Raw genomic sequence first — 21,419 nt, 5'->3', positions numbered from 1 at the left:
CCGTGATATAATCACGGTTTTGGTGCCACCGAGCACCTGATTCCCGCACGTGGGAAGCGACAAAACCCCTGGCATGGAGAGCACACGCACCATGATTGAAGAAGAACTGTTACTGACCGAAATCGAAGAGGAATACTCCCCCATTGCCCACCTGGTTGACCTGGGGCGGCAAAAAGGCTTTGTAACTTTAGACGACATTCTGCAGTTTTTCCCTGAAGCCGAACAAAACGTTGACCAATTGGAAGAAGCCTTCGCCGCCCTGCTAAGTGCGGGCATTCCTTACATTGAAGACGAAATCGTCGAAAACCCCACCGACGAAGAACTCGAGGCCGAAGAGGAAGAAGAAGACGCGACGCCGCAGATCGACGAGGAAGATTACCTGGCCAACATCGATACGGACGACATGATCGGCCTCTACCTGAAAGAGGTGGGGCGCATCCCGCTGCTGACAGCGGAAGAGGAAGTAGACCTTGCCAAGCGCATTGAGGCTGGCCGGGCAGCGCGCGAGGAACTGGCGCTGGGCGTGGACGACCCGGAACGCCGCCAGGAACTCCGCCGCCTGATTGAGGATGGCTGGCGGGCGCGCGAGCACCTCATCACCGCCAATTCTCGCCTGGTCATCAGCGTGGCGAAAAAATACATGGGGCGCGGCGTGCCCTTCCTCGACCTGATTCAGGAAGGCAACATCGGCCTGATTCGCGCCATCAAGAAATTCGACTACCGCCGCGGCCACAAATTCAGCACCTACGCCACCTGGTGGATTCGCCAGGCCGTCACCCGCGCCATCGCCGACCAGGGGCGCACCATCCGCGTGCCGGTGCACATGGGCGACCAAATCAACAAACTGTTGCGGGTGCAGCACCACCTGACCCAAAAACTGGGGCGCAACCCCAACATCAACGAACTGGCCGAGGAACTCGGCGTGCCGCCCAAAAAAGTGGAATACATGCTCAAGGTTGCCCGCAGGCCGCTTTCCCTGGAAATGCCCACCGACGACGAAGAAGATTCGGTGCTGGGCGACTTCATCGAAGACAAAGACTCCCCCGCGCCCGACGAAGCGGCCACCCGTAATCTGCTACGGGAACATCTGGAAAGCATCCTCGACTCGCTGCCGCCGCGCGAAGTGCGCATTCTGCAACTGCGCTACGGCCTGCTCGACGGGCAGGCCTACACGCTGGAAGAAGTGGGGCGCAAAATGGGCGTCACGCGGGAACGCGTCCGCCAGATCGAAGCCCAGGCGCTCAGCCGCCTGCGCCACCCCAACATCCGCCGTCAGTTGCGGGAATATTTAGGGTAGTCGCGTGGTCGGGTAGTCAAATAGTCAGATAGTCATATCGTCGGGTAGTCGGGCAACTTGCACGGCTACCCGACGAAACGATTAACCACCGACCAAGCGACCATCCGACTATCCGACGACGCGACTATTCATACAGATTCCCATACGCCGCGAGGTTTTCCAGCGCGGCGGCAAAATCGGGCGGGTGGAGCGCCGTAAAGCCCATCGTTTCCCCCGTAGCAGGATGCTGAAAAGTCAGCCGCCGGGCGTGCAATGCCAGCCGCTGAATGGGCAAAGGGTGGTCATCCGTCGCGTCGCCGTAAAGCGGGTCGTTCACAATGGGGAACCCCAACGCAAACAAATGCACCCGTACCTGATGCCGCCTTCCGGTGTGCGGCGCGGCTTCCAGCAGGCTGAAAGCGCCGAACCGCTGCAACACCCGCACCTCGGTGCGGGCTGGCTTGCCGCGAGCATCCACCACGGTGCGCTTACGGCGGCCACGGTTGGGCGTCAGACGCAGGCTGACCGTGCGTTGCCGCCACACTGGTTCACCAAACACAATCGCGTGGTAAGTTTTGCGGATTTCCCGCTGCGCAAACTGAGCGTTGAGGGCGCGGTGGGCTCCCGCGGTGCGCGCCAGCACCATCACGCCGCTGGTTTCCCTATCCAGCCGATGCACCACCCACAAACGCCCCCACTGCGGCGCCAACAACGCGGCCAAATGGGGCAAATCGGGCTGCCAGCCGTCGGGCACCGTGAGCAAGCCCGCGGGCTTCGCCACCACCAGCAGGTAGTCATCGGCAAATAACACCGGAATTTCCCACGCCGTCATTGTGCCACCACCCGCGTGCCCCGGGGCTCGCCCAACAGCGCTGCCTGCACATCCTCGCCGCGGCGCCCGTCGAAAATCAGCACTTCCACGTCAGGAGAAGCCGCAGCAAGAGCAAGCATGGTTTCGACTTTAGAAGCCATGCCGCCGGTCACATCCGCCGCTGCGGAGCCGCCCAGCGCTGCGGCGAGCGCAGGCGCGTTCGCGGGGGTGATTTCCGGCACGATGCGGGTGCATTGCGGGAAATCAGCCCACACGCCGGGTTCCACCCCCGCAATCAAAATGCGCTGGGGGCGCAAACGCGGAGCGAGGAAGGCAAAAATCTCTTCGGTGGAAACGATGACGCCGCCGCGCCGCGCGTCGAAGACCACATCGCCATAGGTCACCGGCACCAGTCCCGCGGCCAGTGCGGCTTCCAGCGGCGCGGTATCCCAGCGGTGCAGGATGCCATCTTCGGCCAATGCCACCGCCGAGGGTGGGAAAGCCACCGCGGGCACACCGGCTTCCAGCAACGCATCGACCACCAGCCGGTTGAGGCGCTGCGCGGCATGCCACACCCGCACGAAATGCTGCCAGTCTTCCGGCTGGCGCACACCGTGGCGGATGTCGCCGCCCTGTTTGGCAGCCCAATGCCCAAAAGAGCCAGAGCCGTGCCCCACCAGCACCCGCAGGTCGGGGCGGGCACGGCGGGCTGCAGCCAGCGCCCCGGCCAAAGCGGCCAGACGGCCGGGCAGGGGGGTGTAGGGGCGGTGCTTGTCGGTAATCAGCGAGCCGCCAAGTTTGAGGAAGACCATGCGGGCATTATACCGCGGCGCGTCGTTTAGTCGTGTGGTCGTTTCGTCGTCTGGTCGTTTCGTCGTTTCGCAATTCGAATTCATAATTCGCAATTTTTCTCATCGCGCGGCACCACCACACCGGGCATCAGGGCATCACGTGCTATAATCGCACCCATGCTTGAAGAAAGCGCCTTTGAAGAGGCCCCTCTCGACGCGATCGAAGAAACACCTCCCGGCCCAAGCGGCGGGCAGCAGATTGCTCGCGCTGCCGGGGTGGTGATGGCTGCCTTCGTGCTCAGCAACCTCGCGGGCCTGGCGCGGCAAATCCTGGTTTCGCAGGCTTTCGGCACCGGTGCGGCCATTGATGCTTTCAACGCCGCCTCGCGCCTGCCCGACCTGCTCTTCAACCTGGTGGCAGGGGGGGCGTTAGGCTCGGCCTTCATTCCCACCTTTACCGGCTTTCTCGCCAAGGGGGAACGCAAACGCGCCTGGCATTTAGCCTCATCCATCGCCAACCTTGTCACCATCACGCTGTTACTCACCAGCGTGATAGCCTATGCCTTTGCCACGCCCATCGTGCGGCACATCCTCGCCCCCGGCTTCAGCCCCGAACAGCAGGCGCTCACCGTATCGTTGCTGCGGGTGCTACTGATTTCTCCACTGATTTTCGGCCTCAGCGGGCTGGTGATGGGCATTTTGAACGCCCATCAGCGCTTTTTGCTGGCCGCGTTAGCGCCCACGATGTACTGGCTGGGGATGATTTTCGGCGTGCTGGTGTGGGCGCCGCGCTGGGGCATCTTCGGGCTGGCATGGGGCGCAGTGCTGGGCGCGGCGCTGCACCTCGGGGTGCAAATTCCCGGCTTGCTGAAACTGCCCGGCAAGGCCTATCACCTCACCTTAGGCCTGCGCGACGCCGCGGTGCGGGAAGTCGGACGGCTGATGGCCCCGCGGGTGCTGGGCGTCGCCATCGTGCAGTTGAATTTCTGGATCAACGTTGTGCTGGCTTCCTCGCAGCCCAAAGGCAGCCTGACCGCCATTCAAATCGCATGGGCGGTGATGACCATGCCGCAGGTCGTCATTGCCCAATCCATCGCGATTGCAGCCCTGCCCACTTTTTCGGCGCAGGTCGCCCGGCAGGAAATCGCCGCCATGCGGCGCGCTTTGGCGGGCACGTTGCGCGGCGTCGTGCTGCTGGCCTTGCCTTCTGCCGTGGGGCTGATTCTGCTTCGCAAGCCCATTATTGTGCTGCTCTTCCAGCGCGGCGAGTTCAACGCCCATTCCACCGCCCTGGTGGCCTGGGCACTGCTGTGGTACACGTTGGGGCTGGTCTCCCACTCGGTCGTCGAAATCGTGTCACGCGCCTTCTACGCGCTGCACGACACCAAAACGCCGGTGCTGGTGGGCAGCGTGGCGATGAGCCTGAATGTGGGGCTGAGTTTCGCCTTCGTGGCGCTGTTCAACGCCCTGGGCTGGATGCCGCATGGTGGCCTCGCGCTGGCGAACACCGTCGCCACCACGCTGGAAATGAGCGGCCTGCTCTTTCTGATGCGCCGCCGCCTGCAAGGGCTGGAAAGCCGGCACCTCTCGGCAGGCATTGTGCAGGCAGTCATCGCCAGCGCGGTGTTGGCGCTGGTGGTGGAAGCCCTGCGGCGCGCGACGGGCGGCTTCCCGCTGTGGCTGGCGCTAACAGCAACGATTACAGGCGGTGCGGTGTTTTATGCTTTAACCCTGCTGCTGCTGCGCAACGCCGAAATTTTCGCCCTCTGGCACGCCGTCCGCAGCCGGCTGGCGCATTCCTGAAACGAAAGGACAAAACCATGAGCACGACAACCTCGCGAGAACCCTGGTGGCAGCGCCTCGGGCGCTGGGCGCTCAAAATCGGCGGCTGGAAACTCATCGACAAACGCCCCCCACACCGCAAATACATCATCATCGGAGCCTACCACACCACCAACTGGGATCTGCTCCTCGCCTTGGCGTTGCTTTCTGCCCTGGGCATCCGCCCGCGATGGATTGGCAAAGATAGCCTTTTCCGCGGGCCGTTGGGGCCCATCATGCGCCTGTTGGGCGGCATTCCGGTCAAACGCGGCGCTCGCCTCAATTTCGTGGGGCAAATGGCCGAGCGCATCAAGCAAGAAAAGGGCGATTTCGTGGTGGTCATTGCGCCGGAAGGCACACGCAAGGCCACCGACCACTGGAAAACCGGCTTTTATCACATTGCCCGCGAAGCAGGGGTGCCCATTGCCTTTGGATTCGGCGATTACCCTTCCAAAACCTGCGGCATCGGCGGCTATCTGGAACCTTCAGGGGACATCGAAGCCGATTTGCAGAAAATTCGCGACTTCTATGCCCACGTGCGTGGCTTTCATCCCGAAAACCACGGGCTCATTCGCGTAAGGCCACGGCAATAGCCCCCACGCGTGTTCCAAATGCACCACCGCAAGGGGCTTTCGCGGCGGGTGCGGGCAAATGCTGTAGAGGGGTGATTTCGCCCTTACCCCACTTTGGCTCGCTTCGCTCGCCGTTTGCACCCCTTCGACCTCGCTCTTCGCTCAGAGGGCGGCTTGAGGGGTGAGGGCGTTTCCCACGACAAGGCAGCCATTTCTACACAATTTGCCTGCACCCCTCGCCGCGCGCAAGTTGCGCCCCCGCCCCTTTTATGCTATCCTATACCTGTCTGTTCGCTTTCCCCAAAAGAGGTGATGATGGAACACCCCGATTTCAACGACCGTATTCAGCAAGCCGAGAACGCACTGGAACGCCTGGCAAGCCAAATCCCCGGCTTTCGCGGCTATCGTGAAAAGGAACACCGCCGCGATGCCGACAAAATGCTGCGTGTGACCGTCGCCCAACGCGTCGACGAGCAATGGCGCCGCCTGACCGAGGTGCAGCGCCAACTGGCTGCCGCCGGTGAGTTCGGCTACCTGGACGACCTGGAAGCCATTGCCATTCGCCTGCGCACCTTTTCCGACCAGGTTCGCACGGCTTCCTACGGCTACGCCGGCCTGTTCGACGCCGTCAAAATAGAAGATGCCGAACTGGCAAAACTCTACGCCTACGACAGCACCCTGCTCGACCTGACCGACGAAATTCGCCAGGGCGTCGACCAACTGGAAAACGCGATTGGCACGGAAAGTTTTCCGCAGGCCATGCGCGACTTGCTGGCCATTGCCCGCAAAGCCATCGAAACCTTCAATCGCCGCGAAGAAGCCATTACCGGGACTTGACGGCCCACCGCCCCTCATCTACCTAAGGAGAACAACCCATGGCACGTGTGTTCGACGTCATCGAATGGGCAGACGAAATGCCCAACGAAATCGTCCATCGCTTTCCCGAGACCGGCCCCGGCGACTTCCGCATTGGCTCTCAGGTCATCGTGCGCGAGGCGCAGGCCGCCGTCTTCTTCCGCGATGGCAAAGCGCTGGATGTGCTTGGCCCCGGCCGGCACACCATCACCACGGCCAACATCCCCCTGCTGATCAACTTCCTCGGCAAGGCCTTCGACGATCGTTCACCTTTCACCGCCGAGGTGTACTTCGTCTCCATGCGGGAATTCCGCGACCGCAAATGGGGCACCCCGCAACCTATTCCGGTGCAAACCCCCGGCGTGGGCCTGGGCTGGTTGCTGCTAAAAGGCTTTGGCACCTATTCGTATCAGGTAAAAAACCCGCAACAGTTCGTCACGCAAATCGTGGGCACGCGCGGCATCTACCTGATGTCGGACATCGAAAACGACCTCCGCAGCCGCCTGCTCCGCAGCCTGACCGACATGTTCGGCGAAATGAAAGGGAAATACCAGACGGTGCAAGATATTCTGGGCTGGCTGGACGAAATCAGTGCAGGCGTGCGGGCAAAGGCAGCCGCCGAGTTCGAGGCCATCGGGCTGGAACTGAAAACCTTCGTCATTGCCAGCATGACGCCCTCGGAAAACACCGCCGAAGAATTGCGCAGCCGCGGCCTGCTGGATGCCCAGATGTACGCCCAGTTGCAGGCTGCCGACGCCATGCGGGAAGCCGCCCAAAACCCCAGCGGCGGCGCCGGGCTGACTGCGGGCATTGGCGCAGGCATGGGCATCGGTAACATGATTTCGCAAACCATGAACGGCATGACCCAACAGGCCCAACAGCCTCAGCAAAGCGCGCAGCAGGGGGCAGGCAATGCCCTGCCGCCGGTAATGACGCCAGCCGAGGCGGCGCAAGTGCTGCGGGTTTCCGAGGAAGACGTCATTGCGGCCATCGAATCGGGCGACCTGCCGGCGCGCAAGATCGGCCGGGCTTATCGCATCAGCCGCGAGGCGCTGGAGAAGTTCTTAGGCGGATAAGCACACGGGCAACATCTCGTGCCGAGCGGAGCGACCAACGGCAGCGAAGCCACAGCCCCTGCACTGAGCCATGCCGAAGTGCGAAACGCCACAAACAACGCGTTTCGACTACGCTGGCTCCGCAATCTCCGCTCAACACGCCTATCCGCAACTCAGGTTAACAAAACTACTCAGGGCTTCTGCGTTTGCAGAAGCCCTGCTCGTTTAAACTTCTTCGAAGAGGGGGAATTTACGGGGAAAATGTTACAAGTCCGCTTTTGCCTTCGGGCGGGTTTGTTCTTCAATCTGCAGCAGGGCTTTCAACATCGCTGCCAGCGTGCCCATAATCCACCACACGATAAACACTTCCACAGCCGCGCTAATCATCATAATCGCGCCATCCACGCCCCACCATATCAACGCCCCTACATCGCCACGATAGGGCCTGTGCCACGACCAAACCACCCAAAGATTCATCGCCACAATGGCCCAAACCAGCCATTTCCGCGCCTGTGTCCACAACGAGAGCAACCTCATCGCTTCTTCTTTAGCATAAAAAACCGGCCCTTCCTCTTCCTCTTCCTCTTCTTCGTCCTCAAAATTCGGCACTTCGCCCAATCGCTCTTTCACAATGCGCTCAATGACCTCTAACGCTTCCAGCGTCCACTCCTCTTCATCCCTGGTGCGCAGGGCTTCCAACAAATCCTCGGTTTCCCACAAACGCAGGCGGCGATAGATGCGCTCGCTCTGTTCATCAAAGAACATCTTCCCCCTCCCCTTGCTCCTCTTGAGAGACCACATTTTGCCGAATTTCGATGATCACGCGCAGGCTCAAGGACGCGCCCCGCAGCAACAAATACGCTGCCCAAACCCACAACATTTGCCAGAGCGCGCCCGCAATCTGCGCCGACCAGATGATGAATGCATCCTTTGGCAATACAGCCAAAGCCAGCAGATGCAACACCTCATAAACGCCGCCCACCAACAGCACCAGCCAGGCTGCGCTCCCCAATGCTACGGCCACGCGCCACAATTTGCGCTCTTCTTCGCTGAACATTGATCCCTATGCTTCGTCCCTGGCGCGCTTGCCCTCGTCACCCAACGCGGCGCGAATGCGCTTGAGTTGCTCACCAGTCAGGCGGGTATCCCTGGCAAGGCGCTTGACGGTGGCCTTCAAGTCATCGATTTTCACTGTGGGGACGGGGGCTTCCTCCACATCCTTCAGTTCTACCGACGGGTTGGTAAAAACCAAAATGGGCTTGATGGGCTGCAGCGCCTCGTAATCTTCTGCATCCAGGTGCTGGCGCAACTGCTCGGAGACAGCATCTACCTCGGCTTTGATTTCCAAATCGGGGCGGCCAATGCCTTCCTGCGCAAAAATGCGCCAATACCACAGCATCAAGCCGCCATGTTGTCGCCATTTACCTTTTTTGTAAGTCATCGTCCCTCGCTGGAAGCGCGACACAATCACAAACACCCCGCCAGGCCCCACCAGCAAGTGAGAAGCGGGGGTAGCGTAATGATAGAGGGTGTAACTGCGCCCCATGCCTTTCAGCGCGGCAGAAATCTGGACATCCACACGGGGCGGCTTGGCCCAGCGGTTGCCGAAATAAATGCCCACCTGGGAAAGAATGAAGCCCACGATGAGAAGGGCGAACGTCAGAGTGACCAGGTCGGGGCGGGCAAAGGTCAAATACACACCCGCGCCCAAAATAACAATGGAAGCCACACTCGCGTACCGCCCAATGCGAGCGTTCCGAGCGATGAACTTTTCGTTGGTTACCACGCGCATAATGGTTTTACTCCCTGGCTGCGGTCAGGCGAGCGGCAATTGCCGTGCCCAATTGGGTCAAAAGATCGCTTTCCACACCCTGACGGGCAGCGCGGATGGCGCTCAGCAAAGCCCGGGCATCGGAACGCCCATGCCCCACAAACACCAACCCATTGATGCCCAACAGCGGGGCCGCGCCGATTTCCTCAGGGTCCAGCATCCCTTTGAGGGCGTCAAAAGCCGGTTTTGCCAGCAACGCCCCCAGTTTCGTGCGCGTGGAAGCCATCAGGTTTTCCTTCAACACATCAACCAGCAACTTTGTCACCGCCTCTGAGGCCTTCAAAAGCACATTGCCGGTAAACCCATCGGTCACCACCACATCGGCCTCACCGCCAAAGAGCTCTTTCCCTTCAACGTTGCCGATGAAATTCAACCCGCTTGTTTCCAGCAAAGGGTAAGTGGCCTTCACCAAATCGTTCCCTTTGCCTGCTTCTTCACCATTGGAAAGCAACCCCACCCGCGGGTTCTGCACGCCGAGCAAACGTTCGGCATACACCGAACCCATCACAGCAAACTGCAGCAAGTATTCCGGCTTGCATTCGGCATTTGCGCCGATATCCAACACCACACAATAGCCCTTGCGGGTGGGGAAACGCGTCGCCAACGCGGGGCGCTTGACGCCGCGAATGCGCCCCAGCCGAAACAGTGCATTCGCCATCGCCCCGCCGGTGTTGCCCGCGGTGACAAAAGCATCGCCTTCCCCCGCCTTCAGCAACTCCATGCCCACCGCCATCGAATTTTGCGCCTTGGTGCGCGCCGAGCGGGCTGGCTTGTCGGTCATTTCCAGCACTTCAGGCGCGTGCACAATGCGCACTGGCGCGCCGTCGGGGTTCAAGGCTTCCAACCGAGGGCGCAGCACATCTTCTTTACCCACCAAAATGATCTCATCCCCAAACAGCCGGGCTGCTTCCACTGCAGCGTGAAGTTCGGGCTCTGGGTGACGATCGCTGCCCATCGCATCCAAAATAATCCGCATAGCCTTCCTCCGAAAAGATTGTGTGGCGTTAAGTGTATCATAACGCGGTAGAATAAAGACATCGAAGGAGCGCCCATGCCCCCCTCGACTTTTCCCGCTGACCTCATTCGCCGCCTGCAGGAAGCCCGCCACATTGTGGCGCTGACGGGTGCGGGCATTTCAGCAGAAAGCGGCATTCCCACCTTTCGGGAAGCCCAAACCGGCCTGTGGGCCCGCTACGACCCCCAAACGCTGGCCTCGCCCGAAGGGTTGGCCCGCAACCCCGGCCTGGTGTGGTCGTGGTACGCCTGGCGGCGCAACCTGGTGCGGCAAGCCGCCCCCAACGCAGGCCACCGGGCGCTGGCCGCGATGGAACGCCTGGCGCCCCGCTTTACCCTCGTCACCCAAAACGTGGATGGGTTGCACCAGCAAGCAGGCAGCCGAGCGGTCATCGAACTCCACGGCAACATCATGCGGACCGTCTGCGCCGCGAACCGCCACCTCGTGACAGCCTGGGAACCGCCTGCGGAAGGGGAAGCCCCGCGTTGTCCCCAGTGTGGGAGCGTGCTGCGTCCCGATGTGGTCTTCTTTGGCGAAAACCTGCCGCCTCAGGCGCTGGAAGCAGCCCTCCATGCCGCCCAAAATGCCGACGTGATGCTTGTCATCGGCACGTCGGGTGTGGTTTACCCGGCCGCGGCGCTGCCCGGCCTGGCGAAAGAAAACGGCGCGTGGGTCGTCGAAATCAACCCCCAGCCCACCCCGCTTTCCGACCTGGCCAACACCATCCTGCGCGCAGCCGCAGGCGAAGCACTGCCCGCGCTGGTAGCCGCCGCATGGCCCCAGCAAAATCCCTGAAGCCTGTAACTTTTCCCCCGAAACGCGGCCGCACCGGGCGCCGCTCTTCCGGATACTCCCAGCAAAATCCCTGAAGCCTGTAACTTTTCCCCCCTGGACGGGTTTTAATGGACGACACGCAAACCGCCGAACTTTCCGATAGCGAAGCCATCGCCCGCGCGCGCGAAGGCGACCAGGAAGCCTTCGGCATCCTTTACCAGCGGTACGTGCAACGGATTTACAGTTACATTTACTACCGCGTTGGGCACCCCCAGGAAGCCGAAGACCTCACCGCCCGGGTGTTCTACCGGGCGATTCAGAACATTCACCGCTACGAAGAGCGCGGGCTGCCTTTCTCGGCTTATCTTTACCGCATCGCACACAACCTGGTCGCCAACTGGCATCGCGACCAAAGCCGTCGTAAAGAAATTGCCTTAGAGCAGACCGCCTGGAACCCACCGGCAGCCCACGACCCGCACCCCGAAGAGCGCCTCATCCGCCACGAAGAAGAAGAGCGCCTTCTTATGGCTATACGAAAACTACCCCCTGACCGCCAGGAACTGCTCATTTTGAAATTCGTCGACCGGCTTTCCAATGCCGAGATCGGACAAATTTTAGGGCGCAGCGAAGGCGCGATCAAAAGCCTTTACCACCGCACCCTGATCGCCTTACGCACCGAGCTCAAAAACCAACCTCCCGAGGCCTGAAATGATTCACATCGTCACCGACGGCACAGCCGACTTCCCCCCCGGATGGATCGAAAAATACCGCGTTCGCGTGGTGCCTTTCCGCATCCACTTCGGTGAAGAGACCTTCATCCAAAACGTCGACATCGACGAAGAAGGTTTTTACCGCCTGATTGCCGAGCGCGGCATCATTCCCAAAACTTCCCAAGCCTCCCCCGAGCAACTGGAAGCCGTCTACGAAGAAGTTGCCCAACCCGGCGACACGGTGTTTTCCATTCACGTGGGCAGCAAACTCTCGGGCACTTACGAATCCGCTGTCATCGCCGCCCGCAGGCTGGCAGGCAAAATCCGTGTCATTCCCTTCGACAGCGCAGCCGGTGCAGCCGCCCTGGCTTTCATGTGCAAGGAAGCCCGTGAAATGGCCGACCGCGCGGCTTCCCCTGAGGCCATTTTGCGGCGTCTGGAAGCCATTCGCGAGAGCGCCCGCGTGGTGCTTACCGTGGACAATCTGGACTACCCCCGCATGAGCGGCCGCGTGAAAGCCATCCAGGCGCTGGTGGCCTCGTTGCTGCAACTGAAACCCATTATCGAACTCATCGACGGCGAACTGGTCGCCACCGACAAAGTGCGCACCCGTAAACGCGCACTGGAGCACGTTGTGCAGCGAATGAAAGCGGAGATGGGCGGACGGCTGGCCGATGTAGCCATCGTGCATGCACGGGCCCCCAAAGACGCCGCCAAACTGGCCGAAATGGCCCGCGCGGCGCTGAATGTTCGGGAACTCGTCACTACCTCGCTTTCCACGGCCGTAACCGTGCACCTGGGGCCGCAAACCGCAGGGCTGGTTGCCTATCCGGTGGAGGTCGAAAATGCCGCTGTGGGGTGAGCGTCTTTCTGCCGAAGAGATGGCCGCACTGGAAGCCCAATTGCGGGCATCCCTGGTGCCGGTAGAAGCCGACCGCACTTTCGTGGAAGAAATGCGCACCCGTCTGCAAACTTCGCGGCCGCTTTACGTGCCCCAGGCACGCACCTGGCAACAGGCATGGCTGATTTTCGGGGGACTGAGCGGCACGCTGTTGGCCCTGGCCGGGCTGACTATTTTCCTTTTCTTCCGGCATCGCAGAAGAAACAGCGTCGCCTGAAACAGCCTCGCACAAGGCTATGGCACCAGTCTCGTGCCGCGCAACACGGCGCGTGCGACGGTCACTGCAAAGACCTGGCGCGCGCCGCTGGTTTTAAGCGCCGTCGCGGCAGCGTCGAGCGTAGCACCGGTCGTCATGACATCATCCACCAGCAACACCGCCCTGCCCGCCACGGCCTGCGGCTGCACCACGGTGAACGCCCCCGCCACATTACGCCGCCGGGCCTCGGCGCTCAGATTTACCTGCGAGGGGGTTTCGCGAACACGCACCAGCGCCTTGCCTTCATAGGGAACCCCCAACCCCAAAGCCAGAGGGAAAGCCAGCAACGCCGCCTGATTGTACCCGCGCGCCCGGTAGCGCGCCTTCCCCAGGGGCACAGGCACCACCACATCCACGCGCCACCCCAACGCGTCCACCAGGGCAAGCAAAAACCCTGCCAGGGTTTCGGCAAGCGCCAGGTCCCGGTGGTATTTCAACTGATGCACCGCCTTGCGCACGGTGCCCGTCATCGGGGCCCAGGCGCGAGCCACATCAAACGCGGGAGGATGCAAACGGCAGCGCGAGCACAGCCCGTCCGCTGCGGGCGCGGGGAGGGGGTTCCCACAACGAAGGCAGCGCGGCTCAGGCACTCGCGGCACCGCAGCACGGCAGGCATCACAAAAACGCGCCCCGACGCGTCCACAACCAACGCATCGGGGCGGGAAAAGCCAATCGAGAGCAAGCCAAAAGGTGTGATAAAGCCGAAAAGGCCAGGGGTTAGAAGCCACCTGTCACGAACATCTGAATGACGATCATGGCCGCCGGGCCCAGCAACACGAGGAAGAGCGCAGGCAGCACCAAAAAGACCAGCGGGAACAGCATTTTCACCGGCGCTTTTTGGGCGGCTTCCTGCGCCCGTTGGCGCCGCTTGACGCGCATGTTATCAGCCTGAATTTGCAACACTTTGCCCAGGCTAACACCTAACTGCTCGCTTTGGATGATCGCGGCCACGAAACTGGTCATCTCTGGAACATCGACACGGTCGGCCATATCGCGCAGGGCTTCGCGGCGGGTTTTCCCCAATTGCACTTCGCGCAACACCCGCCCAAACTCAAAAGCCAGTTCGTTATCCCACTTTTCCACCACTTTCTGCATGGCCGCGTCGAACCCCAACCCTGCCCCCACACAAATCGTCAACAGGTCGAGGGCATCGGGCATGGCTTTGAGGATGGCGTCTTGCCGTTTGTTGATTTTGCTGCGCAGCCACAATTCGGGCATAAAATAGCCCAAAATGCCAAAGACAATCATCAACAGCAAGGCCTTGGAACGCAGCCCGGCATTGGGCGCCACTTTCAAGAGGAAAAAGGTGCCCAGCCCCAGCCCAATAGCCAGCACAAAGCGCATGGCAACGTACGTCGAGGCTTCCAGCCCATTGGGACGGCCAGCCAGTTCCAGGTTCCTCTGGGCTGCTTGAATGGCGCTTTGCGGCGTGAAACGCAGCGCCAGGTTACCCAAAGCACGCGCCAGTGGCATAATCACACGCTGGCTGAAAGGCTGCTCCAGTTCCACCTCTTCCAGCGAATGAATTTCACGGCCACTGTCCATATATTCGGCCAGGCGCTCTTGCAGCGGGTCTTCGCTTTCCGCTTCGCTCTGCCGCAAGCCAATAATAGCCAGCAGGATCGCGCCAATAATGAGAAGAGCAATCACAAGCCAGACGACAAGCATGGCACCAATCCTTACACTTCAATATCAGCGATTTTGTTCATCACCACGTAACCAACAGCAATCAAAATCAAGCCGGTGCCGATGATGCAATAACCTATCGGCTTGACTGCCGGGTTGTCGGGTTTGATGAGTTGCCCCATGTACGAGGGGTTCATGCGGTAGATGAGGAAGAAAAGAGCGATGGGCAAAATAGCCAGCGCCGTACCCGAAAACCGCACCTGGGAAGTCAACACCCGAATTTCGCCCTTCAGCCGCACCCGGTCGCGAATGGTGGTAGAAATGGTTTCCAAAATATCGGCAAGGTTACCACCCACTTCGCGCTGAATGTTGATGGCCGTCACCACCAGGTCCAGGTCGTCGCTGGGGATACGGCGCAGCATATTGTCGAGGGCGTCTTCCAGCGGAATGCCGATTTGCACCTCGCGCACCACCCGTCGGAATTCGGTAGAAATGGGGTCAGGCATCTCGCGGCTCACGGCTTCCAGCGCCTGCAAAGTGGAATACCCTGCCCGCAGACCATTCACCATCAGATTGAGCATATCGGGTAACTGGGAATTGAAACGGCGCAAGCGCTGGCCCTGGCGCATTTTCACGAACATCCCCAGCGAAAAATAGCCCAACACCAGGCCGGCGAGGGTAAACACCAACGTCCCCCCACCAAGGCCGTAGCCCAACGCCGTACCAACCACGGTAAGGCCCAGGCGCAGCCAAATGTATTCCATAGGTTTGAGGCGAAGGTTGGCCCGCGCCAGATCGCGCGAAACCTTTTCCCACCAGCCGGTGCGCGCCAGTTGCTTATCCATCCGGCCCTCGCGCTGGCGCTGGGCTTCGCGCTCGGCTTCGATGGCCTGCAAAGTCTCTTCGCCGAGGTATTTATCCAACCGTTCTTCTACCAATGAACGGCTGGAGCGGTAAGTCAGCACCACACCTACCAGCAGCAAAAGTAGCGCCAACCCACCGCCGACAATCAATATCAACATCGGATTGATGTTGGTCATACCGCTCTCCTCGGCAGCATCATGCCCGTCGTCTGGCTCCAATGCCGAAAATCGAGGCCGGCAAATGAATGCCCGCCGCCTCAATTTTATCCATGAACTTAGGCCGTAGCCCCGTGGGGGTCAAACGCCCATAAACTTTGCCCTCTCGGAAACCGCCATGCTGAAAGACGAACAAGTCAGTCATACTGATGACGTCCCCTTCCATCCCCGACACTTCCGAAATAGCCACCACTTTGCGGCTACCATCACGCATACGGGACTGATGGACGATCAGGTCAATGGCCGAAGCGATTTGCTCGCGAATGGCCCGCACCGGCAATTCCATACCTGCCATCAGGGTCATGGTTTCCATACGGGAAAGCGTATCGCGCGGGCTGTTGGAGTGCACCGTCGTCATCGAGCCTTCGTGCCCGGTGTTCATGGCCTGCAGCATATCCAACGCCTCTGCACCGCGCACCTCACCCACGATGATGCGGTCGGGACGCATACGCAACGTGTTGATGACCAATTGGCGGATTGTCACTTCGCCGCGCCCTTCAATGTTCGGCGGGCGCGACTCCAGCGTGACCACATGTTCCTGCCGCAATTGCAACTCAGCCGCGTTCTCCACCGTAATGATGCGCTCGTCGTGAGGAATGAAGCCCGAAAGGATATTCAGCAACGTCGTTTTACCCGAACCCGTACCACCAGAAATCACGATGTTCAGGCGGGCTTTGACGCAGGCTTCCAGAAACTGCACTGCTTCGGGCGTAATGGAGCCAAACTTGATCAAGTCTTGCACCGTCAGGGGCGTCTTGAAGAACTTACGGATGGTCACCACAGGCCCTACGAGAGAAATGGGCGGGATAACAATGTTCACACGAGAGCCATCGGGCAAACGAGCGTCCACATAAGGGCTGGACTCATCCACACGCCGCCCCAGCGGCGCCACGATGCGCTCAATAATGCGCATCACATGGTCGTCGTCCTCAAAGGCCACCGGCACCCGCTGAAGTTTACCCGCGCGTTCCACGTAAATATTCTTAGGGCCGTTGACCATAATTTCTGTAATCGAGTCATCTTCCAGCAACGGTTGCAGAGGGCCAAAGCCCAAAATTTCGGCTGCGATGGCTTCAAACAAGCGATGCCGCTCGGGCCGCGAAAGCACGATGTTTTCCTCTTGCAAAATCTGCTCAAAGAGGTCCCGAATTGTGCGGCGCACCTCCGCGGCCTGGCTGATATCCATTGCCGGGTCGAGTTCGGCCAAAAGCCGCTGCTGCACCCTTGTTTTGAGGTCTGCCAAGGTGCTCTGTTCGGCTTTGGGGCGCGGCGCAACCGCCCGGCGGGATTGCAAGCCACTGGGGCGACCTTGCGCCTTATTGCCTTGTGAGCCCCCCTCACGCTCGATGCGTTTCAAAAGGGACATACCCAAACCTCCAGGCTCAATCGCTCAACTCGGCCGTTTCCAGTTCGGTGAGCCGTCGCCGCACCAGTTCGGCCATTTTGACAATGCTGCGTGCAATGGGCGCGCTTCGGCTCAGCCGCAACACCGGCGTGCCTTTGTTGATGGCCGGCAAAATATGCCGGAAATCATCGGGAATCGCCAGCGCCACCGGATGGCGGAAACTATCACCCACGCGCTCGGGGGTGATGCCGATGCGCTTGTCGTAACGGTTCATCACCAGGAAGATATGCTCATCCGGCACACCAGCACCCCGCAGCCAGTTCAAAAACACGCGGGCATCTTTGATAGAAGGGATGTCTTGTGCCACCAGCGCCACTACCAGGTCACTGGCATCCAGCGCCGCCAGCGTAATTTCGTCCAACGCCGACGAGGTATCTACAATCACATACTCGAACATGGTCTTGAGGAACGTGATCAATTGCCCAAACTGTTCGCCGCTGATCTGGTTGGCTTCCTCAAAAGTCGTCGGCGCTGCCAGCACTTTCAGCGCCGTATCCTGATAGGTAATCAGCACACTCTCGACCACATCGGGGTCTAACGCATCAGCCCGGGGCGCCAGGTCGAGGATGTTATGGCGGCCGTGCTCGTTGAGCAGCAAAACCACATCGCCAAACTGAAGATTGCCATCCACAATCACCACGGGCGTGTCGGGGCTCTGCAGCGCCATCGCGAGGTTGACGGCCAGCGTTGTTTTGCCCAGGCCGCCTTTGCCGCTAAAGAAAGTGATGACTTTGCCGGTCGCGAGCATGCCCGTGCCGCCTCCTGCGGCGCCGCCTCCCGGCATCGCCACCTGCCCTGCGCTCCCCAAGCGCTCTTTTTCCTGATGGGCAAATTGCCCTGCCCGCCGCACGGCGGCGGTCAATTCGTCGATCGTGGGCGGTTTGGCAAGAAAATCGCGGGCTCCGGCCAGCATTGCCCGCCGCATGTAGTTAGGGTCGTCTTGCACTGTCAAAATGACAACTTGCGCATACGGCACTTTTTCACGCACCAATTCGGTCGCCGTGATGCCGTCCATGTCAGGCATGTTGATATCCATAATGACGACATCGGGCCTGACCCGCTCGGCCAGGGCCACGGCCTCACGCCCGCTTCCCACCGAACCTACAATTTCAACACCCTTTTCAAACTGCAACAACCGCCGAATGTTTTCGCGAGTCTCGGCAATGTCATCGACAATCAACACGCTGATCACATCTGGATTCACGCCCATGTTTGTCCCTTCGTCGCTCCAAAGTCAAAATGGCCTACACGCTTGAGGCAAGGAAACCCATCTGCCACCCCACGGGGAAGCCACCCGCTGGCGGTCATCCCCGTGGGGCATTTAGTTTCAAACTTACTGCTGAGGCTGCACCAGTTGCATATCGTTCTGCAACGTCGGCGGCACCACCTGATCCATGCGAGGCTGAATGTCGTAAGGCAACTTCGCCGGCACGACCACTTTGTAAGTATCCAACACGTAGGTCAGCGTCACCGCTTCGCTGGAAAGTTCCGTAGTATCGCCACCAGCCCGCAAAGCCAGAGTAAGCGGCACCTGGCGGTCCATCAAATACTTGAGCGTCACAGCCTCTTGCGGGGAAACCACCAGGGTGATAATGTCTGGTGGCGTGTTCTGCTGCTGGGTGTTCTCCGTGCCCGTCTGCTGCCCTTGCTGGGCCTGAGGCGGCGGCGTCGGCTGGGCGGCCTGTTGCTGGTTGTTCTCCTGCTGGCCCTCACCGGTAGGCTGAACAGGCTTTTGAGGCGTCAAGGGGAAGGTGCCCACATACAGCACCGCGGCATCCTGAATGAGCATCTGGCTCACCAGGCGCGCCCGCTGGGCTTCCGAAGGAATGACATAGAACGGCACCCCCAGGTTGTCGTCGTTCAACGACCGCCCCATCGGGGCTTCCGAAGGCTGCACGCCCGCCGTCATCGTCGATTGCCCCTGCTCATTCGTCTGCGGCGGCATCACCACCGCGATTTTATTCGGCAAAACGCTCTGATAGTCCTGATCCACATCCACAAAGGGGAACGAGGCCAGCACCGCGACGTGGTCGCCCGGCCGAATGCCGTAAGCCACCCCGCTCAACCGCGTCATCGGGATAGAAATCGCCACCGAGCCAGGTGGGATCTGCAACGAAGCCAACGACCCCTCGGCACTCACCGAAAGTTTCTCGGCCACATCGCCTCGCGTGATGAACATCCCTTGCGCCAGATCACGCACCGCCAGTTTGCCAATAGCCTGCTTCGGGTCAGTCAACTGCACCGCGAGCACGCGGTCGGCAGGCAACTTGACGGTCGTGAGCATAGCATCGGTAATCTTGGTGCCACGGCGAATAGGCTGAGCGGCTACCACCACCGGCAGCATGTTCTGCGCTGCTTCAGGGGTTGCCATTTCACCCCCACCGGGCGCTGCGGGAGCAGCCGACCGCTTTAACCACAGGAAAGCGGTTGCAACCCCCAGAATCAAAATCAGGGCAACCAGTATCAACACTCGGCCGAGTTTCATCCTTGAGCCTCCTTAAAAAACGCGTGATAACGCCTTTGCATCCCACAAAGGGGGACGGTATAAGTTTACCCTATCCTGCAGGTTTTGGCTACTGGATTTTGGTACCATTCCACCGCCACCCCAGCCATGCTATAATGCAGCCACCCCATTGTTTACGGAGCATCTCATGCGCTGGATCCGCTACCAATATCAAGACGAGCCGCCCCGTTATGGGTGGGTGGAACGCACGCCCACCAAGGAAGGCGAAACGCTCAAGGTCGGCGCTGTGCACGGCACCCCCTTCGGAGAACGGCAACGCGAAGAAGCCACGCTGCCGTGGGAAGCCATTCGCGTGCTGCCGCCGGTACAGCCCTCCAAAATCATCTGCGTTGGGCGCAACTACGCTGCCCACGCGGCGGAACATCAGGCCGAAGTGCCCGAAATCCCGCTGATTTTCCTCAAGCCGCCCTCTGCCCTCATCGGGCCAGGGGGCACCATCATTCTACCGCCACAGTCGCAACAGGTAGAACACGAAGCCGAGTTGGCGGTGGTGATTGGCAAACGCGGCCGGTGGATTGCTCCCGAAGAGGCTCAAGAATACATCCTTGGCTACACCATCGCCAACGACGTCACCGCGCGCGACCTGCAACGCCGCGACGGACAATGGACGCGAGGCAAAGGCTTCGACACCTTTTGCCCTCTCGGCCCGTGGATCGACACCGACTTCGACCCCGCCGACGCGCTCATCACCTGCCGCGTCAACGGCGATGTCCGCCAAATGGGCTCCACCCGCGACATGGTCTTCCGCATTCCCCAGTTGCTGGCCTTCATTTCGTCCGTGATGACCCTCGAGCCGGGCGACGTCATTCTCACCGGCACGCCGGCAGGCGTAAGCCCCCTGCACGACGGCGACAGCGTGGAAGTGGAAATTGCCGACCTGGGCGTGCTACAAAACCCGGTGCGCGCCGCGACACCGCGCTAACCCGCTTCCCCCCACCGATTCGGCCACCTACCCCCCGCGCCCCACACCATAGGGCGGGGGGGTATTGTCTAATTCGGCCAGGGGGCAAGGCAAATCGGGGTGCGGGCTTCGCCAGCCAGGGGGCGGCGCGTATTCCACGCCGGGAAGCCGATAGGCACTCGCCACAATGTTACGCACGTGGCGGGTCAGCGCCAAAGCCGCTTCCCGTCGGCGCCGGATCGCCAGCCACGGCTCTGGCGCAACGGGCGGATGCACAATGATTTCAAGATGCCAGCGTCGCGGGCGTTCCCGATGAATGGGCCAGGCTTCGTACATGCCGTTGATGGTAATCGGCACAATCGGCGCGGTAGCCGCCAACGCCAGGCGGGCCGCCCCCGTGCGCCAGCACATAAAACGGCCATCGGGGGTACGCCCGCCTTCGGGGAACACCGCCAGCAACCCACCGCTTTCCAGGTGCTCCCGCGCTGTCCGATAGGCTTCCTGCCCAATGGGGGGCACGTCCTTCCGCCAGCCATCCACCGGAATGGCATCCAGCCGGCGGTAAAGCCAGCCCAAAAGCGCCTGTTCGTAGTGCTGTGTCCACACGATAAACCGCGGCACCTCGGGCAAAGCAACATACAGCAACACGCCATCCAACAGCGAAGCATGATTAGCGACAATCACCGCCGGGCCATGCGAAGGGAAATTCTCCTTCCCGTGAACCTCATACGGCCAAAAGCGGCGAAAAACCGCATTCAGCACCCGCCGAGCAACAGCCATACGCACCTCCAGTTTTCAAACGGGCACATTATACCCCCACCTCGGCCGCGCAGCGCGCCGGCAACGTAAACGCAACGTCAATTTTTGCTTGACACCCCTGCCCACCATCGAGTATAATCTGCCGCACCCGCCAGCGGCGGGCTTTTTAGCGTCTTGCGCCCATTCCCGTTGAGCAACCTCAACGAAACAAGGAGTTCAACCATGCCTCCCCTTCCTAAACGCCGTGTTTCCAGCGCCCGCCGCGACAAGCGGCGCTCGCACCATGCTTTGAAAGCCCTGCACCTGGTAGCCTGCCCCAACTGCGGCGAAAAGCACCTGCCGCACACCGTTTGCCCCCACTGCGGCTACTACAACGGCAGGGAAGTCATCGAAGTGGAGAAATAGCAACCTTCTCCCCCATGCGCTTTGGCGGGGCGGCTGTGTGCCGCCTCGCTTT

At 60.6% G+C, this 21,419-nt stretch carries 24 protein-coding genes; 11 read left to right on the top strand and 13 right to left on the bottom strand.

From position 1 onward, the window contains the following. Positions 1 to 91: 91 nt before the first annotated feature. Complete coding sequence (locus ENJ54_08985) at positions 92 to 1,297, top strand: sigma-70 family RNA polymerase sigma factor (protein ID HFC09965.1); 1,206 nt, start codon at positions 92 to 94, stop codon at positions 1,295 to 1,297. A 124-nt stretch (positions 1,298 to 1,421) separates the two neighbouring features. Here ENJ54_08985 and ENJ54_08980 read toward each other — a convergent pair whose 3' ends face one another. Beyond that, entirely contained in the window at positions 1,422 to 2,108 is a 687-nt protein-coding gene (locus ENJ54_08980; protein HFC09964.1) for an RluA family pseudouridine synthase, read from the bottom strand. After that, positions 2,105 to 2,983, bottom strand: coding sequence for an isopentenyl phosphate kinase family protein (locus tag ENJ54_08975; GenBank protein HFC09963.1), 879 nt, complete (start codon positions 2,981 to 2,983; stop codon positions 2,105 to 2,107). The genes ENJ54_08980 and ENJ54_08975 overlap by 4 nt, the downstream gene beginning before the upstream one ends. A gap of 72 nt (positions 2,984 to 3,055) precedes the next feature. Here ENJ54_08975 and murJ point away from each other — a divergent pair, with 72 nt between their 5' ends. The 4 genes from murJ to ENJ54_08955 all read left to right on the top strand — a co-directional run bounded on the left by murJ (position 3,056) and on the right by ENJ54_08955 (position 7,202). Further along, positions 3,056 to 4,681, top strand: a complete 1,626-nt coding sequence (gene murJ, locus ENJ54_08970) for a murein biosynthesis integral membrane protein MurJ (GenBank protein ID HFC09962.1) — start codon at positions 3,056 to 3,058, stop codon at positions 4,679 to 4,681. Positions 4,682 to 4,698: 17 nt separating this feature from the next. Then, positions 4,699 to 5,292 carry a glycerol acyltransferase gene (locus ENJ54_08965; GenBank protein ID HFC09961.1) on the top strand — a complete coding sequence of 198 codons (594 nt, stop codon included), beginning with the start codon at positions 4,699 to 4,701 and terminating at the stop codon, positions 5,290 to 5,292. A 294-nt stretch (positions 5,293 to 5,586) separates the two neighbouring features. Beyond that, the gene (locus tag ENJ54_08960) at positions 5,587 to 6,108 is read left to right on the top strand and encodes a hypothetical protein (protein ID HFC09960.1); all 522 of its coding nucleotides are present in this window, start codon (positions 5,587 to 5,589) and stop codon (positions 6,106 to 6,108) included. A gap of 38 nt (positions 6,109 to 6,146) precedes the next feature. Further along, positions 6,147 to 7,202, top strand: coding sequence for a helix-turn-helix domain-containing protein (locus tag ENJ54_08955; protein HFC09959.1), 1,056 nt, complete (start codon positions 6,147 to 6,149; stop codon positions 7,200 to 7,202). Positions 7,203 to 7,445: 243 nt separating this feature from the next. Here the strand turns inward: ENJ54_08955 and ENJ54_08950 are convergent, their stop codons facing one another. Genes ENJ54_08950 through plsX form a run of 4 tightly spaced genes read right to left on the bottom strand, consistent with a single transcriptional unit; the run spans position 7,446 to position 9,988 of the window. Next, complete coding sequence (locus ENJ54_08950; protein HFC09958.1) at positions 7,446 to 7,946, bottom strand: hypothetical protein; 501 nt, start codon at positions 7,944 to 7,946, stop codon at positions 7,446 to 7,448. After that, on the bottom strand, positions 7,936 to 8,238 hold the full coding sequence (locus ENJ54_08945; protein HFC09957.1) for a hypothetical protein: 303 nt from the start codon (positions 8,236 to 8,238) through the stop codon (positions 7,936 to 7,938). Before ENJ54_08945 ends, ENJ54_08950 begins: the two co-directional genes overlap by 11 nt. A gap of 6 nt (positions 8,239 to 8,244) precedes the next feature. After that, positions 8,245 to 8,973 carry a hypothetical protein gene (locus ENJ54_08940; GenBank protein ID HFC09956.1) on the bottom strand — a complete coding sequence of 243 codons (729 nt, stop codon included), beginning with the start codon at positions 8,971 to 8,973 and terminating at the stop codon, positions 8,245 to 8,247. A gap of 7 nt (positions 8,974 to 8,980) precedes the next feature. Beyond that, positions 8,981 to 9,988 (bottom strand): phosphate acyltransferase PlsX, encoded by a 1,008-nt coding sequence (gene plsX, locus ENJ54_08935; protein HFC09955.1) that lies wholly within the window; start codon positions 9,986 to 9,988, stop codon positions 8,981 to 8,983. A 75-nt stretch (positions 9,989 to 10,063) separates the two neighbouring features. Here plsX and ENJ54_08930 point away from each other — a divergent pair, with 75 nt between their 5' ends. The 4 genes from ENJ54_08930 to ENJ54_08915 all read left to right on the top strand — a co-directional run bounded on the left by ENJ54_08930 (position 10,064) and on the right by ENJ54_08915 (position 12,629). Next, on the top strand, positions 10,064 to 10,822 hold the full coding sequence (locus tag ENJ54_08930) for an NAD-dependent deacylase (GenBank protein ID HFC09954.1): 759 nt from the start codon (positions 10,064 to 10,066) through the stop codon (positions 10,820 to 10,822). 107 nt (positions 10,823 to 10,929) lie between these two features. Further along, entirely contained in the window at positions 10,930 to 11,508 is a 579-nt protein-coding gene (locus ENJ54_08925) for a sigma-70 family RNA polymerase sigma factor (protein HFC09953.1), read from the top strand. A 1-nt stretch (position 11,509) separates the two neighbouring features. Further along, entirely contained in the window at positions 11,510 to 12,373 is an 864-nt protein-coding gene (locus ENJ54_08920) for a DegV family protein (protein ID HFC09952.1), read from the top strand. Next, positions 12,357 to 12,629 carry a hypothetical protein gene (locus ENJ54_08915; GenBank protein ID HFC09951.1) on the top strand — a complete coding sequence of 91 codons (273 nt, stop codon included), beginning with the start codon at positions 12,357 to 12,359 and terminating at the stop codon, positions 12,627 to 12,629. Before ENJ54_08920 ends, ENJ54_08915 begins: the two co-directional genes overlap by 17 nt. Positions 12,630 to 12,646: 17 nt before the next feature. Here the strand turns inward: ENJ54_08915 and ENJ54_08910 are convergent, their stop codons facing one another. The 6 genes from ENJ54_08910 to ENJ54_08885 form a co-directional block, all read right to left on the bottom strand. Then, on the bottom strand, positions 12,647 to 13,396 hold the full coding sequence (locus ENJ54_08910) for a ComF family protein (protein HFC09950.1): 750 nt from the start codon (positions 13,394 to 13,396) through the stop codon (positions 12,647 to 12,649). Continuing rightward, positions 13,386 to 14,336: a type II secretion system F family protein gene (locus ENJ54_08905; protein HFC09949.1), complete on the bottom strand. Its 951-nt coding sequence runs from the start codon at positions 14,334 to 14,336 to the stop codon at positions 13,386 to 13,388. Before ENJ54_08905 ends, ENJ54_08910 begins: the two co-directional genes overlap by 11 nt. Positions 14,337 to 14,347: 11 nt before the next feature. Further along, positions 14,348 to 15,334 (bottom strand): secretion system protein, encoded by a 987-nt coding sequence (locus tag ENJ54_08900; protein HFC09948.1) that lies wholly within the window; start codon positions 15,332 to 15,334, stop codon positions 14,348 to 14,350. Positions 15,335 to 15,353: 19 nt separating this feature from the next. Then, the gene (locus ENJ54_08895) at positions 15,354 to 16,739 is read right to left on the bottom strand and encodes a CpaF family protein (protein HFC09947.1); all 1,386 of its coding nucleotides are present in this window, start codon (positions 16,737 to 16,739) and stop codon (positions 15,354 to 15,356) included. A gap of 16 nt (positions 16,740 to 16,755) precedes the next feature. After that, positions 16,756 to 17,988: a CobQ/CobB/MinD/ParA nucleotide binding domain-containing protein gene (locus tag ENJ54_08890; GenBank protein HFC09946.1), complete on the bottom strand. Its 1,233-nt coding sequence runs from the start codon at positions 17,986 to 17,988 to the stop codon at positions 16,756 to 16,758. A gap of 123 nt (positions 17,989 to 18,111) precedes the next feature. Beyond that, positions 18,112 to 19,263, bottom strand: coding sequence for a hypothetical protein (locus ENJ54_08885; protein ID HFC09945.1), 1,152 nt, complete (start codon positions 19,261 to 19,263; stop codon positions 18,112 to 18,114). A 166-nt stretch (positions 19,264 to 19,429) separates the two neighbouring features. Here ENJ54_08885 and ENJ54_08880 point away from each other — a divergent pair, with 166 nt between their 5' ends. After that, positions 19,430 to 20,224 (top strand): DUF2437 domain-containing protein, encoded by a 795-nt coding sequence (locus ENJ54_08880; protein ID HFC09944.1) that lies wholly within the window; start codon positions 19,430 to 19,432, stop codon positions 20,222 to 20,224. 27 nt (positions 20,225 to 20,251) lie between these two features. Here ENJ54_08880 and ENJ54_08875 read toward each other — a convergent pair whose 3' ends face one another. Continuing rightward, complete coding sequence (locus ENJ54_08875; protein HFC09943.1) at positions 20,252 to 20,983, bottom strand: 1-acyl-sn-glycerol-3-phosphate acyltransferase; 732 nt, start codon at positions 20,981 to 20,983, stop codon at positions 20,252 to 20,254. 201 nt (positions 20,984 to 21,184) lie between these two features. On the opposite strand from ENJ54_08875, the gene rpmF reads away from it, so the two are divergent. Next, complete coding sequence (gene rpmF / locus ENJ54_08870; protein ID HFC09942.1) at positions 21,185 to 21,367, top strand: 50S ribosomal protein L32; 183 nt, start codon at positions 21,185 to 21,187, stop codon at positions 21,365 to 21,367. Positions 21,368 to 21,419: the final 52 nt, after the last annotated feature.

The organism is Chloroflexota bacterium, from assembly GCA_011322445.1.
Classification (GTDB): Bacteria; Chloroflexota; Anaerolineae; order Anaerolineales; family DRMV01; genus DRMV01.
The sequence above is the reverse complement of the archived record's forward strand: the minus strand, read 5'-3'. Positions and strand labels throughout refer to the sequence as shown.

What these genes read in the sequence shown, in the direction of transcription:
- ENJ54_08905 (HFC09949.1), bottom strand. Translation starts at nt 14,336, where the DNA reads ATGCTTGTCGTCTGGCTTGTGATTGCTCTTCTCATTATTGGCGCGATC.
- ENJ54_08980 (HFC09964.1), bottom strand. Translation starts at nt 2,108, where the DNA reads ATGACGGCGTGGGAAATTCCGGTGTTATTTGCCGATGACTACCTGCTG.
- ENJ54_08985 (HFC09965.1), top strand. Translation starts at nt 92, where the DNA reads ATGATTGAAGAAGAACTGTTACTGACCGAAATCGAAGAGGAATACTCC.
- ENJ54_08875 (HFC09943.1), bottom strand. Translation starts at nt 20,983, where the DNA reads ATGGCTGTTGCTCGGCGGGTGCTGAATGCGGTTTTTCGCCGCTTTTGG.
- rpmF (HFC09942.1), top strand. Translation starts at nt 21,185, where the DNA reads ATGCCTCCCCTTCCTAAACGCCGTGTTTCCAGCGCCCGCCGCGACAAG.
- murJ (HFC09962.1), top strand. Translation starts at nt 3,056, where the DNA reads ATGCTTGAAGAAAGCGCCTTTGAAGAGGCCCCTCTCGACGCGATCGAA.
- ENJ54_08950 (HFC09958.1), bottom strand. Translation starts at nt 7,946, where the DNA reads ATGTTCTTTGATGAACAGAGCGAGCGCATCTATCGCCGCCTGCGTTTG.
- ENJ54_08965 (HFC09961.1), top strand. Translation starts at nt 4,699, where the DNA reads ATGAGCACGACAACCTCGCGAGAACCCTGGTGGCAGCGCCTCGGGCGC.
- ENJ54_08930 (HFC09954.1), top strand. Translation starts at nt 10,064, where the DNA reads ATGCCCCCCTCGACTTTTCCCGCTGACCTCATTCGCCGCCTGCAGGAA.
- ENJ54_08885 (HFC09945.1), bottom strand. Translation starts at nt 19,263, where the DNA reads ATGAAACTCGGCCGAGTGTTGATACTGGTTGCCCTGATTTTGATTCTG.
- ENJ54_08915 (HFC09951.1), top strand. Translation starts at nt 12,357, where the DNA reads ATGCCGCTGTGGGGTGAGCGTCTTTCTGCCGAAGAGATGGCCGCACTG.
- ENJ54_08900 (HFC09948.1), bottom strand. Translation starts at nt 15,334, where the DNA reads ATGACCAACATCAATCCGATGTTGATATTGATTGTCGGCGGTGGGTTG.
- ENJ54_08925 (HFC09953.1), top strand. Translation starts at nt 10,930, where the DNA reads ATGGACGACACGCAAACCGCCGAACTTTCCGATAGCGAAGCCATCGCC.
- plsX (HFC09955.1), bottom strand. Translation starts at nt 9,988, where the DNA reads ATGCGGATTATTTTGGATGCGATGGGCAGCGATCGTCACCCAGAGCCC.
- ENJ54_08945 (HFC09957.1), bottom strand. Translation starts at nt 8,238, where the DNA reads ATGTTCAGCGAAGAAGAGCGCAAATTGTGGCGCGTGGCCGTAGCATTG.
- ENJ54_08895 (HFC09947.1), bottom strand. Translation starts at nt 16,739, where the DNA reads ATGTCCCTTTTGAAACGCATCGAGCGTGAGGGGGGCTCACAAGGCAAT.
- ENJ54_08960 (HFC09960.1), top strand. Translation starts at nt 5,587, where the DNA reads ATGGAACACCCCGATTTCAACGACCGTATTCAGCAAGCCGAGAACGCA.
- ENJ54_08920 (HFC09952.1), top strand. Translation starts at nt 11,510, where the DNA reads ATGATTCACATCGTCACCGACGGCACAGCCGACTTCCCCCCCGGATGG.
- ENJ54_08880 (HFC09944.1), top strand. Translation starts at nt 19,430, where the DNA reads ATGCGCTGGATCCGCTACCAATATCAAGACGAGCCGCCCCGTTATGGG.
- ENJ54_08890 (HFC09946.1), bottom strand. Translation starts at nt 17,988, where the DNA reads ATGGGCGTGAATCCAGATGTGATCAGCGTGTTGATTGTCGATGACATT.
- ENJ54_08940 (HFC09956.1), bottom strand. Translation starts at nt 8,973, where the DNA reads ATGCGCGTGGTAACCAACGAAAAGTTCATCGCTCGGAACGCTCGCATT.
- ENJ54_08975 (HFC09963.1), bottom strand. Translation starts at nt 2,983, where the DNA reads ATGAATTCGAATTGCGAAACGACGAAACGACCAGACGACGAAACGACC.
- ENJ54_08955 (HFC09959.1), top strand. Translation starts at nt 6,147, where the DNA reads ATGGCACGTGTGTTCGACGTCATCGAATGGGCAGACGAAATGCCCAAC.